The organism is Brevibacterium moorei (genome assembly GCF_024580735.1).
In the GTDB taxonomy this organism is placed as follows: Bacteria; Actinomycetota; Actinomycetes; order Actinomycetales; family Brevibacteriaceae; genus Brevibacterium; species Brevibacterium moorei.
Map to the genome: position 1 here is coordinate 1 of NZ_JANIJX010000003.1, position 14,923 is coordinate 14,923.

10 protein-coding genes are annotated in these 14,923 nt (G+C 58.6%); 7 read left to right on the plus strand and 3 right to left on the minus strand.

Features of this window, described 5'->3' with window-relative positions:
- Positions 1 to 160 precede the first annotated feature (160 nt).
- Positions 161 to 670, plus strand: a complete 510-nt coding sequence (locus NQ034_RS02850) for a hypothetical protein (protein ID WP_257046926.1) — start codon at positions 161 to 163, stop codon at positions 668 to 670.
- Between the two features lie 273 nt (positions 671 to 943).
- Positions 944 to 2,065 carry a CDP-glycerol glycerophosphotransferase family protein gene (locus tag NQ034_RS02855; RefSeq protein ID WP_257046927.1) on the plus strand — a complete coding sequence of 374 codons (1,122 nt, stop codon included), beginning with the start codon at positions 944 to 946 and terminating at the stop codon, positions 2,063 to 2,065.
- 29 nt (positions 2,066 to 2,094) lie between these two features.
- Here NQ034_RS02855 and NQ034_RS02860 read toward each other — a convergent pair whose 3' ends face one another.
- Positions 2,095 to 4,002: a CDP-glycerol glycerophosphotransferase family protein gene (locus NQ034_RS02860; RefSeq protein ID WP_257046928.1), complete on the minus strand. Its 1,908-nt coding sequence runs from the start codon at positions 4,000 to 4,002 to the stop codon at positions 2,095 to 2,097.
- Positions 4,003 to 4,103: 101 nt separating this feature from the next.
- A complete protein-coding gene (locus NQ034_RS02865) occupies positions 4,104 to 5,396 on the minus strand; it encodes a CDP-glycerol glycerophosphotransferase family protein (protein ID WP_257046929.1) in 1,293 nt (430 codons plus the stop codon).
- Between the two features lie 166 nt (positions 5,397 to 5,562).
- On the opposite strand from NQ034_RS02865, the gene tagD reads away from it, so the two are divergent.
- The 5 genes from tagD (at position 5,563) to NQ034_RS02890 (ending at position 12,613) form a co-directional block, all read left to right on the plus strand.
- The gene (gene tagD, locus NQ034_RS02870; protein ID WP_257046930.1) at positions 5,563 to 5,949 is read left to right on the plus strand and encodes a glycerol-3-phosphate cytidylyltransferase; all 387 of its coding nucleotides are present in this window, start codon (positions 5,563 to 5,565) and stop codon (positions 5,947 to 5,949) included.
- A 156-nt stretch (positions 5,950 to 6,105) separates the two neighbouring features.
- The gene (locus tag NQ034_RS02875; protein WP_257046931.1) at positions 6,106 to 9,018 is read left to right on the plus strand and encodes a bifunctional glycosyltransferase/CDP-glycerol:glycerophosphate glycerophosphotransferase; all 2,913 of its coding nucleotides are present in this window, start codon (positions 6,106 to 6,108) and stop codon (positions 9,016 to 9,018) included.
- Positions 9,018 to 10,181, plus strand: coding sequence for a glycosyltransferase (locus NQ034_RS02880; RefSeq protein ID WP_257047124.1), 1,164 nt, complete (start codon positions 9,018 to 9,020; stop codon positions 10,179 to 10,181). Before NQ034_RS02875 ends, NQ034_RS02880 begins: the two co-directional genes overlap by 1 nt.
- A gap of 41 nt (positions 10,182 to 10,222) precedes the next feature.
- Positions 10,223 to 11,965, plus strand: a complete 1,743-nt coding sequence (locus NQ034_RS02885) for a formate--tetrahydrofolate ligase (protein WP_257046933.1) — start codon at positions 10,223 to 10,225, stop codon at positions 11,963 to 11,965.
- 138 nt (positions 11,966 to 12,103) lie between these two features.
- Positions 12,104 to 12,613, plus strand: a complete 510-nt coding sequence (locus NQ034_RS02890) for a GtrA family protein (RefSeq protein WP_257046934.1) — start codon at positions 12,104 to 12,106, stop codon at positions 12,611 to 12,613.
- Here the strand turns inward: NQ034_RS02890 and NQ034_RS02895 are convergent.
- The gene (locus NQ034_RS02895; protein ID WP_257046935.1) at positions 12,540 to 14,915 is read right to left on the minus strand and encodes a DUF6716 putative glycosyltransferase; all 2,376 of its coding nucleotides are present in this window, start codon (positions 14,913 to 14,915) and stop codon (positions 12,540 to 12,542) included. The two genes, NQ034_RS02890 and NQ034_RS02895, sit on opposite strands and share 74 nt — an antisense overlap.
- Positions 14,916 to 14,923: the final 8 nt, after the last annotated feature.

Sequence of the window (14,923 nt, forward strand, 5' to 3'; positions counted from 1 at the left end):
CGAAGGCCTTGTGGTGAGGAATCGGTTTCTAGACAATTCCCATTCTCACCGCGGGGCCTTCTTCACACCCCCTACGACACACCTACCCCTGTCGGATAATTCTCTACACCCTCAATCCGGAAGAGCCGATAAAACTTCGCGCAGTCAAGTGGAGCTTGCCATGGCTGGCAGCGCAAGTGATCTAATTCAGTGGAGTCGGCTTGCTGATGCGAGAATCTCTGCTGCCCCGGTCCGTCATAAGGACAGGACCAGCCTAGTTTTTATACTTGCTGATTCTATTGCTGATTGCCTTAGTTCAATTGATTTGATTATAAAGGATAGATCGGAAGGTCGAATCGTGGCTCGAGTCCCTGCGTCTTTGGATAGTTATCGCAATAGAATTGTGGAAGTTCCTGATGATGTCTTGCCCAAAACTGATTCTTCAACAATTTATGACTTCTTTGCTGACCTCCGCAGTGGAGCCGGCGAAGAAGCGGTTTCGGCTGAGGTTCGGGTATCATCTCCGTCTGAAGGATTCTTAAAGTCTATCAATGGAGCATGTCAGATGGAATACTACTCAACGAAGTGGCATAATCTTAGTTTGAATGTCAAAAGCTCTGAAGCGAATGAAAAAAACGTGATGTCAAAATTAGGGCGGGGCCTAAGGAAGCTGACCCGTAATGGTCGCTAGTAGGAACGGTCGGTGTCGTGATTCTGTGATAGGTCTCGTGGCGAGCTGTATTGTAAATGGGGTGTGTGACGGGCTGACGATCAATACAGACCAGGTACTTCTGTCACACAGGAAAAATCGGTAGAGTCATTGGTCATGAGCAAATTCCTTGCTAGTAGTATACGTCGGGTATTGCTACGTGGGTCACATGCCATAGGGCGGTCAATAGTAGAAGCGTGTGCGGAGCGATCTCTTCCCGTGGGGACGGGCGCCGGTACCGGTACTGATTCCGTCGTGGTGTTCTATTTCGCGGGTGAAGCTCGCAACATCTATCAGGCCCAGCAATGGGTTTGGTCCTTGGAGCAGTTGCGTGACCGCTTGCGTATGGAACTGCATGAGGAAGCGCCTGTTGTTATTCTTGTCCGTTCTGCTAGCAACGCCAGTCTGCTTCACGGTCTAACTGACTTGCCGATATATCTTCGAAAATCGGTGGGGGACCTTGAAGGGTTCTTTCTGGGAAGCCCGAGCCTACGTGTTGTCCTGTACCCGAACCAAGCCACACAGAACTTCCAGTCGCTGCGGTTTGCTCGTCCGGCGCATGTGCACCTGAGCCATGGTGAGAGCGAGAAGATCTCAATGATCTCGAACCAACTCAAGGCGTACGACTATGTCTTTACTGCCGGTCCTGCGGCACGTAGCCGGTTGCGGAAGACGTTGATTAACTTCGGCGAGGAACGGATGATCGACGTAGGGCGGCCACAACTGGACGCACCCTACAGCGTGCCGGAGGCATGGACGAAAATGCGGACTGGGCGCCGGAATCCCGTGGTCTTCTTCGCACCGACGTGGGAAGGCGAGTCCAGTGCCATGGCCTATTCTGGTGTGCCCGAGTACGGGATTCCATTAGCAAAACGGCTTCTGAACCAGGGCCTCGACGTCCTCTATCGACCGCACCCGCGCGCAGGAAGTATAAGTTCGGTCTTCGCCAAGGCCGATAGGGATATTGAGGAATTGCTGTCAGCAGCGCCGGGGTCCATGGTGGACAAAGGACCTCATGCGGATTGGCAGTTCCATGCCGCAGACGTATGTGTGGCAGAGGTCTCTTCAATCGCATATGACTGGTTGCCAACCACCAAGCCCTTGTTCATGGTGAAACCATCGAATCCACGGGCAGAGATCTTGCCGGGCGGCCTGCTTGAACAGGTGCCGAGCTTCAGAGCCGACCAGGTGACGGCCTTGATCGGGGCCATCGCCGATGCGGCTACAGCCAGACCCGGTTCTGAGAACGTCAGTCAGTGGACTGAAGTTTCGCAGTGGTACTTCGGTGACACAACAGCAGGTGCCCAGCAGCGTCGTTTCGAGGACGCAGTGCTAACTGTGATCGGTCAACGGAACGCCGATCTGGGCTATTCTTAAGGATCCGGCCGGATATCGTTCGTTGATTGTCAGTGGGCCCTGCGCTGCTCGCGTTTGGCACGTTCGGCTTTGGCAAGGCCGACTAATTCTGCGATGGTGCGGTGCAGCTGCCTGGAATGGTCTTCGTCAGGTTCTAGACGGTACAACCGCGTCTGTGCAGCCAGTGGTCGGAGCTCCGTGCGGATCCTCGACTCCTGTTCGGGGCTACCCACGATGAGTGCATCGAAGTCTCGTAGGCGATTGTTGATCCACTGTTGGGATTCGGAATCGGCAAGGTAGGCGTGAAGGGTCGACCGGTAGGTGGTCTCCCGTAGAGTCAGCCGGGTCTGCGTTGCGTGCAGAGTCAGTAGAGGGTCCAGAGAATCCATGACCTGTTCGGCTTTGACCGTATTGGCGACGTAGAAGACACGTAGGCCAGTGGTCTCTCGCATCTTCTGATAGACCTTGAAATCGCCGCAGACGACGGCCGTGGGACGTTTGAGGTCCAGCTGTTCCAAGGCGGGCAGCCAAGCGAAGGAGTAAAGGGCTTCCTCCAAATTACCCATGACACTGAACACGACCTGTGCGTGACGCTGGTAGAGGCTGGCATTGACGGCCTGCCGGGCGGCGTCCCTGCGGGGGGCCCGGCGGAATTGCCGGGCCAGCGTGGTGTTGAAGTTTCTGGCGGTGCTCCCCAGAGTGGCGGGCGGTGCGAATGAGTCTTCGGCTTGTGGCGCGTGTGTGCTCTTCCAGGTGCGGGACTGCTCCACCATGTGAGTGATCGCAGCCAGGAACCGGTTCAGGGACTTTCCGGGGGCGCGATCGCCGTAGTAATAGTCGGCGAGTTCCTGTCGTTTGACCTGTTGTGTCTCATCGGTCAGTTGTTCGTCGATTAGAGACACGATATTGCTGGCCTGATCGGCCGGCAGAAGATCCAGCGAACCCACCAGGCCGTCTTCGGCTACCGGTACCGTGGGCTCCACGGGCCTGGTCATGATGAGCGGTTTCGCAGTGGTAAGCCAGTCGTAGGCAACGGCCGATATGTCTGTGATCATGACGTCGGCTACGTCCAGTTGCCAGCCGAAGGGAGTCGTGTCGACCAGGTGGCCGGAATCAGGGTCCGCCTCGATGATGTCGTACAAGCGTTGCTTGATATCACGGTTGGCACGGCGCTCTTCGCCGGACCTGACGCCGGTGCGAGGGTGGGGTCGATAGATGATGCGGAAACGACTGTCCGACAGTAGCGCGTCGATGATCTGCTCACCATGGCTCAGGACTGAGCCATAGGACATAGAAGTCCGTCCGCCTTCCCACGTGGGCGCGTAGAGCACGGTAATTCGGTTCGGGTCCTTGTCGATGAACGGTTCTGCTGGAATATCGATCTGAGGCCTGCCAATGGGCAGCGTCCGGGTGTCCACGTCATAGTTCAGCAGGTGATGCGACAGGCGCTGGCGGGATGCCTCGCCGGCGATGAGAAAATAGTCGAACCCCTTGAGCCAGTTCGATGCCATGTAGATCTTGTCGCTCTCACCGTGGCAGATGAATGCATGAACGGCGTCGTTGTAGCCCAGGATGCGATAGTTCTGGTAATTCTGATTGGGATAGAGGACGACATCCGGGCGGATGCTGGTTGCCACTTCACTGATGTCTGAGAACGTGGGAGTCAGCAGAACCCGGAGGGAGGTTTCCTCACGAATGACTTTGGCAGTCATCGGGTTGTAGCAGAAGATGGCGACGGAATAGTGCTGGGATAGCCACTCCAAGGGCCCGTACCATTGTCTGATCTGGTACAGGTTGATTCTGCGATCGGGGAAGTTGATGAGAACGTCGATGTGTCCATCGGCGACGTATTCGGTATCCCGTTTGCGCAGGAACGTGCGTTCGGCCAGGCGCCTGATCGAACGGGAGGCCTTTCGTACGACCCGCGGGCTGTGCCGCGAGATCACACCATGGGACACGAAGCCTCCTTCTTGATCTTGCTAGATACGTTAAATACGAACATCACACAATCCTAGATAGTTCAGACGCCGTTTGCGTTCGCGAAAAGCGGCGCTGGCAGTCAATTTTCGTCTGTATCATCGCCTTGATCGGCTTCCGCACCATCGCCCGAACGCGGCAGCCCGTGCGTGTCGATATCGGTGTTGCGCTGGCTGATGAGAGTGTCAACGGCGCTGAGGAAGGCGGACATGGAATTCCCTAGCGGACCGTCGCCAAAGTAGTAGCTGCGCATCCGCTCGCGCTGTGACTTGGCTTCGTCATGGTCCAGTGCCCTGCAGATCATATCGGCGACATCTGCGACGGAATCATCGTCGATGATTGGCGTAGCCCGGGTGATGGGTGATTCGTCGTTGAGCTGTGCGCGGTCGTTGCGGCGATCGGTGATCAGCAGGGGAGTGCCAGGCGTCAGGTACAGGAAGTCCAGTCCGACGCTGGAAATGTCCGTGATCATCAAGCTGACATCGTTGAACATTCCGAGGATGTCGCCCTGCATCGCGACCAGGTGTTCTCCACCGGCACGATTGGCCTGTTCGATGAGAGCGAGGATCTGAGCGTTGGCGTTGCTCACGGCATCGCACTTGCTGTTCTCCACTCTGGGATGCGGTTTGTAGATCATCCGAACGCCGGGTTGTTCCAGCACAGCCTTGACGATCTGAGGTCCGAAGACGTCGACTGAGGTGTAGTTATTCGCCTCGTTCTCACCCTCCCAAGTGGGGGCATACATGACGGTGCGCAGATCACTGTCCGGCAGATCGCTGGTATGTGGAATATCCAGTTGTGGCCTGCCGACCGGGACGAGCTTGGCGTAGTCGAAGTCGAAGAGTGCGCGATGGTGTCGGTCGACAGCAGCCTGGCCTGCGACGAATACACGATCATAGGCTTTGGCCTGATTGGAGACCATAGAGATCTTGTCGCTCTCCCCGTGGTTGACGTGCACGTGGACCATCGGAGCATAACCCAACGGCTGGAAGTTCATCACGCCGTTGTTGACATAGATCGCCAACCTGAAATCGGAAGCATGGATGAAGTCCATCATCGGCTGAAAGCGCCGCTTGAACACTATGGGCAGCCGCGTCAGTCCGGCGATCGTATCGGCAGCACTGGGCCGGCGGAACATAAGGGCCACACGGTGCTGTTTGTGCAGTTCCTCGAGGACAGGCAGCCATTGCACCAACTGATAGGTCTTGGATACGGTGTCACCGAAGTAAACCATGACTTCCGCGTTGATGTAGTCGCCCCTGAAGCGTTCGCCGATGCCCCTGTAGTCCTGCTGTCCGCGAAGCCACCTGCTGGTGAACTTCCAAGCGGACGAACGCATGGCCTGCTTAGCTACATACTTGATCGGGTTCGGCACCTGACCATCCTTAGAGTTGGGGTAAGGATTGGATCCTACTACTTCGCCCTCAAGTCTACCGGGTACGTACTGCCTCAAGCGGTCAGCTACCATTAACCCAGTTGTCAACCTGTTGCCGAACCTGGGCTACGACTTGCCTGGGCTCCGGCTTGAAAGGATCTGATCCATGCGCCGTGTTATCACCTACGGGACGTTCGACCTCCTTCACTACGGGCACATCCGCCTGCTGCAGCGTTGCAAAGCGCAGGGTGACTACCTGGTAGTGGCCCTGTCGACCGACGAGTTCAACGCCGGCAAGGGCAAGAAATCGTACTTCAGCTGGGAAGACCGCAAGCACATGCTAGAGGCGATCCGCTATGTAGACCTGGTGATCCCCGAGAACACCTGGGAGCAAAAGCGCGAGGACATCAAGAACTACCAGATCGACGCCTTCGTCATGGGTGACGACTGGGCAGGCAAGTTCGATGATCTGCAGGACCTGTGCGAGGTCATCTACCTGCCCCGCACACCAGAGATCTCTACGACTCAGATCAAGAACGACCTGGGCAAGTGATTCCAGGAATCATCAGGCCGCGCTAACAACCACGTCCTTCCGCAGTAGGCGATTCTCTGCCGATATCAACAAGACGCGTCCGCGTGTCACGGCTTGAGGGCCGACTGACTGCGAATATAGAAACACTGGGAAGTAACCGAGGAGTGACGTAAATCTATGTCTGCAGCCAACGCCATCTTGGGAGCCGAACCGCAGTCGTCTGGCCAGATGACGCCGAAACAAGAAGAAGCCCTTCTTGAAAGAGTGTCAAGACTGGAGGCACGTACCCCGTCTCCGCAAGTAAGCGTAGTAATAGCTGCATACAACGTCGGTCCGTATCTTATGCGCGCCGTCGAATCGGTCCTTAATCAAACACTGAGAAACTTAGAGGTCCTGATTGTCGATGACCATTCGACCGATCAAACGCTACGATTAGCTGTTGAACTGGCCGAGAAGGACAATCGAGTACGGATTCTGAGAACTAAAAAGAACTCAGGCGGACCCGGTGAACCAAGAAATATAGGTATTGAGGAGTCCCGCTCCAAGTACTTCACTTTCCTTGATGGTGACGACGTCCTGGAACTGCACGCTTGCAAAACGATGCTCGAGTACGCCGAGTCATCTGACGCGGATTTAGTGGTAGGCAGGACCGAACGCTATCATGTCAAGACGGGCCGAACCACCGCTTGGTACAGCCAACTATTTGTCGAGTTGCGCGAGGCGATAGATGCTGAGCAGATGCCGGAACTTCTGAGTGATTCAATCGCGGCCGGAAAGCTGTATAAGCGTGCATTTACAGTCGCCAATGATAATTGGTTGCTAAACGGTGTCCATTTTGAAGATCTTATATTCACGGCAAGAGCATATGCCGAAGCCGACAAGATCACGATCGTACCCAGTACAACTTACTATTGGTATGTGTATCCTGAAGATGAACGCATATCTATTACCGCTCAGAATGACACCTTGAAGAATGTCATTGACCGCCGTTCAGCTCTGCAAATGGTTGACTCTGCACTGCAGGCGTCGGGTAAGCAGTCACTCATCGAGAGATCAAAATACAAGTTTTTATGGCATGACGCGAAGCTCTACCTTAACCTGGCCAATGACTCTACAGACGAATGGCTCTACGGGCTTTGCGACATCCTTATTCCAAAGCTAGAGACCTTTGAACGAGCTGACTGGGGTTTAATCGATGTCTTCGCGCGGTGGATTTATGGATCGGTTTTGAACCGAGATTTGGAAGGTATACGCCAAGCTATTCTGTTCAGCAGAGATCGGGGGATGCTTTCGGGGCGTCAGGTCGAAGTTGAGGGACGTACTTATTGGCAGCCAGGTGGCACCAATAGAGTGACCATAATTCCAGGAACTCTCGGGGCTAATCTCCTGGATATTACTGACCACCCCGTCCTGGAAATGCCGAGGTCGACTGTAAGACCGCGGACTGTGGTTACACAGATAGCAAAGAGCGATGGCGAGACATTGCTCTTAAAAGGGCACACGGATGACCTTCTCGGCTGCTTGACTGGTGCTCGGGCAATATTACGAGGAAAACTAAAGGACGGACATGAGACATTCGAGACCCCAATATATGATTATGAAGAATCGCCGGACGGCGGTGTTGACTGGTCAGCAAAAATTGTGGTCCCGGATTATGTCACTAAATCACGTCCTCAGCGTTGGATTTTCTCTATTCACTTTATCTTTGAAGAAACCGAGATAAGGTCTCCACTCAGACTTTCAAAAAGCCTGGCTAAGTACAAGTTTAATATCTGGCAGCACGGTAAGGTGCCCAACGCATTGCGTCGGAAGTATCGAACGTATGTTACAGAAAATAAACACCTCGGTATACGACTTCTTAAGGCTGTCGGCAGAAGAGGTAAGCTAGACGGTATTGTAGCTAAGTCTAGTAGTCGTGCAATGCAATTTAAAGAGGGTATGCAAAAACGAAACGACCGCTACTCGCTGGAATATGCATACTCTGTAATGCGCCATCTGCCGATAGATAACGACGCAGTACTTTGTGAGTCGATGAGCGGGCGGAGTGCTTGGGACAGCCCTCGGTATGTAGCGGAAGAACTGATGAAGCGATCATCGAAGTACACTGTGTACTGGGTGTATTCTGGTCAGACTGCGCCGGATCTACCTCACGGATTCGTTGGTGTCCGTCGGTGGTCGCCCGAATATTTGCGACGTGCAGCAACGGCAAAAATTATCATTGACAACCAGACTCTAGCGAATTTTTTCCGCAAACGTGCAGGCCAGGTATATCTACAGACCTGGCATGGAACCCCATTAAAAAAGATGGGGCTCGACTCCCCGGAGTTCCAGTTCGCCAGTAGACCGATGCGGGAATCACTAGTTGAGCGGGGCGCTGAATGGGATGCGTTGATCTGTCCAAGCGACTACTTTCGTGAAACCTTTGTGAAAGGATATTCATACCACGGCGATTTGGTGAGCAACGGGTCGCCGAGAAATGATATCCTGATTCAGGATGGTAATAGCCGAGGAAAATACAAAGATAAATTAGGCTTACCTCGGGATAGGAAAGTGGTCTTATATGCGCCCACATTTCGACAGTCGTTTGGGGGTGGGGCGACGGAACGCCCGCGAGATGTCTTCCGTCTTAAGGACTGGGCTGACCGGCTGGGCACCGACACCTATTTAGTGGTTCACCCTCATTACCTTGACCGGTTCCCAATACCGAAGGCCCTGGCGCCGTTCGTCATGGCTGCACCGCGCAATGTCAACGTTAATGACCTCTACCTTGCGTCGGATCTGTTGATTACTGATTATTCGTCTGTAATGTTTGATTATGCGCTTTTAAAGAGGCCGATGATATTCTTCGCGTATGATTATGATTCATATGTGAGCGTCGAGAGGGGAACCTACTTTTCGTTGAAGGATGAAGCTCCTGGACCAGTTGTTAAGTCTTTTGATAGCCTGCTGGAGTCGGTAGAAGAGTCTCTCGCCGGAGGTATGGAAGTAGGTGAGGCGTATGAAAGATTCGTCTCACGGTATTGCGGTAATGATGACGGTCTGGCATCGAGGCGCGCTGTAGATTACCTGCTTGCAAAGGTTGGTGAGTGATGGTTTCTGGTAACGGTATCCGACGAATTGTTCTGGTTGCGAATAACGTTGGTGAGCTTGGTGGCGTAGGTACATATATGCGGGTCATGGGAGAAGCGTTTCAAGACTCTGGCTATGATGTGCAGCTGCTGGGGTTCGATCGTGTCTCGCAGCATGGTAATTTCGGTGGTCTTGAGCATCACACTATGTATGATGAACCTAACCCCGGTAAGCCAAAATCTGAGAATTATGTTTTGGGGAATGATGACCCAAGATATAAGAAGAAGTTGCGCAAGTATTTGAGCGTCAGGGCTGCTGCTGGACGTAATGCCCGGCCGTTCATCGACGCTTTCGACCGCTCTACGGCTGTGATTGTGGCACAGGTGTGGGCGATGGAGAACCTTGTCGATGCTGGATTTCACCCAGCAGATCGCATGGGACCTATAGTCTTTGGTCAACACCATGCATCGCATGAGCAAGCTCAGGCTGGAGGATATGTTCCGCGCATCCGTAAGGCTTTCGCTGAGGCTGACAAATTCGCTGCACTTACCGATGAGGATGCACGACTGTTTCTAGAGGACGGAATCCCCGCTGTAACCTCTATTCCTAATCCAGTGAGTATGCAGTTTGGTACTGCTGATAGGTCGTCAAAGACCATTGTTGCTTTGGCGAGGTATGCAGAGATTAAAAGACTGGACAGGCTGGTAGCCGCGTGGTCTGTATTGTCTCGTGAATTTCCGGATTGGTGTGTCGAGCTTTGGGGGGACGGCCCAGAGCGTGAAACGTTACGTGCACGAATAGACGAGTACGGGTTGCAGTCGTGCGTACGGCTCATGGGCCGCACTGATAGCCCAGGTGATGTTTTGGCTAATTCGGCGGTTAATGTGGTGTCGAGTGATAGTGAGGGTTTACCATTCAGCATCGTTGAGGCTGCGCGTAAAGGCGTGCCGACTGTGGCTGTCGACTGCTGTCCTGGCATACGTACTCTAATCGATGATGGCCGTTCGGGTATCGTTACACCGCGGGGCTCGGTTTTGGGCCTGGTGGCTGGGTTGCGGCGTATGATTTCCGACGACTCGGCGAGGATTCGCATGGGTGAACAGGCAGGCATTGCTTCGAATCGGTTCATGCCGGACGCTGTGGTGGGACGGTGGTCTGAGGAGTTTGAACGCGCTTTGCGCTGAGCAGCGTGAGTGTGAAGTGGGTCGTACGGCACAATGGTCCTATGAGCATTGACCTTGAGATCGCCCAAGCCGCCGTCCTCAAGCCCATCGGAGACATCGCCGCCTCCGTGGGGCTGACCCCGGAGGACATCATCCCGTTCGGACACGACAAGGCGAAGATTCCGGTTAAGGTGCTCAAAGCGGGGGACGACCGCGGACAGGGCAAACTGATCCTGGTCACCGCGATGAGCCCCACTCCCGCCGGCGAGGGCAAGACCACTACCAGCATCGGCCTGGCCGATGGACTGAACCAACTGGCTCAGGTCGACTCCTGGGACGTCCCAGCGGGGACGGTGCCGGCAACCCTGGCTCTGCGCGAGCCCAGCCTGGGCCCGGTCTTCGGTATGAAGGGCGGCGCCGCAGGTGGCGGCCATGCGCAGATCCTGCCGATGGAGGACATCAACCTCCACTTCACCGGGGACTTCAACGCCATCGCCCTGGCCAACAACCTGGCCGCGGCAGTCCTGGACAACCATATGCACCAGGGCAACACCCTGGACATCGATCCGCGCCGCGTGGAGATCCGCCGAGTCGTGGATCTCAACGACAGGGCACTGCGCAACATTGCGATCGGCATGGGTGGGATCACCGGTGGGATCCCACGCGAGGACCACTTCGACATCGTCGTCGCCAGCGAGGTCATGGCGGTGTTCTGCCTGGCCGCCGACCTGGCCGACCTCAAAGAACGCCTATCCCGCATCGTCGTCGCCCGCACCCGGGCCAACCTGCCGGTGACGGTGGGCGACCTGGGCGTGGCCGGCGCTATGGCCGCCCTGCTGAAGAACGCGATCGACCCCAACCTGGTCCAGAGCATCGAGGGCACGCCGGCCTTCGTCCACGGCGGCCCCTTCGCCAACATCGCCCATGGCTGCAACAGTGTCCTGGCCACCCGGGCCGCCCTGGCCCACGGCATATACGCGGTCACCGAAGCGGGTTTCGGCGCGGATCTGGGCGCGGAGAAGTTCCTCGACATCAAATGCCGCCAGGCCGGCCTGTGGCCGTCCGCCGCGGTCGTGGTGGCGACAGTGCGGGCGCTGAAGTACCACGGGGGAGTCGCGAAAGCGGACCTGGAGACGGAGGACCTCGATGCGATGCGCGCGGGCCTGCCCAATCTGCTGCGGCACCTGGAGAACCTGGGTGGGGTCTACGGCCTGCCAACGGTAGTGAGCATCAACCGGTTCCCCAGCGACACAGACGCGGAAGTCGCCGCTCTGATCGCGGAACTCGCCGAACGCGGCATCACCGCATGCGAAGCCACCCACTGGGCCAACGGGGGTGCCGGTGCCCTGGACCTGGCCCGCGCAGTCGTCGCCGCGATCGAGCAGACGGAGTCGGCCTCGGCGTCGGAGGACGAAGGACTCAAGCCGGGCGAGCCGCGGTTCGCCTATGACCTGGATGAGAAGCTCGAAGACAAGATCACCGCGGTGGCCCGGCGCATTTACGGGGCCGGCGAAGTCGTCTTCCCCAAGCGCGTGGCCAAGAAGCTGGCACTGTTCGCCGCCGACGGGTTCGCGGGCCTGCCCGTGTGTATCGCGAAGACCCAGTACTCGTTCTCCACCGATGCGTCCCTGCTGGGTGCGCCGACCGGACACACCCTCGAGGTCCGCGATGTGCGCCTGGCCGCCGGCGCTGGATTCGTCGTCGCGGTGTGCGGGGACATCATGACCATGCCGGGCCTGTCCAAGCAGCCGGCTGCGCTGAGCATCGACGTCGACGAACAGGGTCAGATCACGGGTCTGTTCTGAAGTGCGACTGCGCACAACCGCCCTAGCCCTGTGATGCGGATCGCAGCGGAGTCTTCCGGAGAACACAGCCTGGGGCGGTACAGTGGGCCTGTTAGGTCCCGCTTACCCGATTCGAGTCGTTAGGTTCATCCCACGCCCATGCTGAACTGGATGCCGCCCCGCGCCAAGCAGCTTGCCATTGAGGTATTCCAGTTTCTGACCGTCGGCGGTATCAGTTACATCGTGGACGTGGGCCTGTCGAATCTGTTGGTCTTCGGCCTGTGGATCATGCCGGCGCTCATGCACGACAGCCCGCTCAAGGCCAAGATCATCTCCACCGTCGTCAGCGTCGCGGTGTCCTGGCTGGGTAACCGCCTGTGGACCTACGGCAAACGGCAGACCGGATCCAATATCCGCGGCATGGTCCGCTTCGCAATCGTCAACCTGGTGGGCATGGGCGTCGTCCTGGTCCCCGGCTGGTTTACGGTCTACATCCTGGGCTTGCGCGACCCCATCAGCTACAACATCTCCATGAACATCGTGGGCATCGCCCTGGGCATGGTGTTCCGCTTTTTCGCCTACCGGCACTGGGTGTTCAAGGAAGAACCCGCCCATCCGGACCGGGAAACCATCCCAGTAGACGACGACGCGTCCGTCGGTACGCGGTGACCACTTGCCGCGGCATCACGCTACGGACCTCGGCCCGGAGGCGCCGGTAGCCCAGGTGCAGCATAGCGGTGCGCTGCCGTTCCAACTCCCCGGCCGCGGCCTGCTGTGCCAGCTCCTCGATCTCGTCCCACAGTTGTGAAGTGGCGGGCTGGAAGTAATTCGCCTCCAACCAGCTGCGCTCGGCGTGCTGGAACCGGCCACGGGCCAGGTCGGCTAGCGTGCCCTCCAGCCCGGACCCGGCGAAGACCTCGTTGAGCATTGCGCGGTCCACCCCGAAATCCGAGACCACCAGACCCGGCAGCCCCCGGTCCAGGGCCTCGAGCATCGCAGTCGAGCTGACCGTCACCAGCGCGCAGCCCGGCCGCAGAAACTCGGACATAGGCCCCACGGCCACCTCGACCTCGGCTTCGGCGAGCGCACCCGCGGTCACCAATTCCCGCCGGATCTGCAGATAACTGTGCCGCTCCGCGTGCGTCTCCTGTTCGCCCGGCAGGCTGCGGACCTTCAGGATCGCCCGCCGAGGCGCCTGCCCGGTGCCCGCCCGCTGCCAGGCTGCCAGCGCCTCAAGCAGGGCGGCCCGCTGGTCCCAGCGCTGTGGCACCTTGGCCTGTGGGGCGAAGACCACCGTATCCACGGGGTCGGTCACAGCCGGTGGGATCCGCCCGGCGCTGCCCAGCATCGGCAGGGTCGTGACCACTGCACGGGCCCGGGCCCTGGTGCGCCTGATCGCCTCATCATAGGCGGTGCGTTCGGCAGCCGAATGCGTGATGAACACATCGCCGAGCCGTCGGTAGCGTTGCCCGCGCAGGGTCGCGGGTAGTCCCATGCCGGGCAGGCCGGAGACCAGCCCCGGCCGGTTCTTCAGCGACGCGGCCACGGCGAACACCTGGGCTGCGACGGGGCCGGTGGCGGCTGCCAGGACGACGGTGGGGCGCACCGCCGTGAGCAGTGCGCGCAGCTTGGTCCGGGGCACGATGCGCACGTCCAGGTCCTCCCACCTGGTGCCGGATACGGCGTGGGCGATTTGCGTGCCGGTGGGACGGATCGGCGTATCCATCAGCACCACCTCCACCCGGATCCCCGGATGCGCCGCGGCCAGGGAGTCCACCAGTCGTGCGGCCCACTTCAGATACGATTCGCTGTCGGCGATCGCCAGGATGTTCACCAACGCCGTCCGGGGTTTCTTCACCGGCAGCCGGTTGTGGGTCAGCTCGTTGAGTTCGCGCCGGGTGGAGTCGGGCCCGCGTCCGGTCCACCAGGCCGCAGGGATCGGATCGACTTCGACCCTCGGAGCCCGCATGACCAGCGGCAGGGTGGTCACCGCGGTCGAAGGCAGGGAACACACCCGGGTGTGTTTGGGGGAGTGGGCCAACCGCAGCTCCACGGGCAGGCCGGGGGCTGCGATCGTCAGGCCGGGGATGTGGGCCAGTCGGTCCAGGAGCTCAGGGCTCTGACGCCGGTGCGGATAGTAGACGCACTGGCCCGCCTGGGGCTCGGTCGTCTGGTCAGTGGTGCTCTGGTCAGTGGTGCTCTGGTCCACAGTCCTCTGGTCCGCGGTTCGGACCTGGTCCGCGACCCAGGAGGCGTAGGCGTCCTGGTCGATCAGTCCGTCGGCGGCCAGGGCCGAACCCAGGATGACCGTCGGCGGTTCCGCGGCGTCCTCTGATGTGTCATCGCCCAGGTTCAGTCCGCGCGCCCATTCGAATCGGTGGCGTGCCAGCCTGCCGCCTGCACCCGTGAAGTCCCGGGCCAGCCGCTTGTCGACCTTCATCGCGCTGACCCAGCGCAGTCGGCCGGCCCGCATGAGCCTGCGCAGCACTACCGCGGTGGCCAGGCCCAGGGCACGCCTGGCCGGGGAGGCATCGAGCCGGGAGCGCACCAGGGGCGCCGGCCGGCGCCGAGTCAGGCTGCGCGCGGCTCCGATCGTGGCCAGGCCGTCGTCGACCATCACCAGCTCGCGGGGCACGGCGGGCAGCGATCCCAGCAGCCGGCGCTGGAAGCTCCCGGAAAGCACATCGCCCACCAACACCCGACCCGAGGTGCGCGGCAGGCGGGCGGGTGAGACGTCCTGGCCGGGCGCCTCGGCCTCGACGACCACGCCGGAGGGCAGCCGGTCGATGGGGAACTGCGCCAGAAAGCCCGTCATGCCCGCCGCCTGGGTCCTGGCGTGGACGATAAGCGCCTCGTCGATCAGCCGGGCCTCGAGCACGGAGAGGAATTGCAGGGGGGACTCTACAAAGGCGTGCGATGCTGTGGCCGGATCCGGGGTGCCGCCGGGCACCGTCTGTGCGTGATATGCCATGATACGTA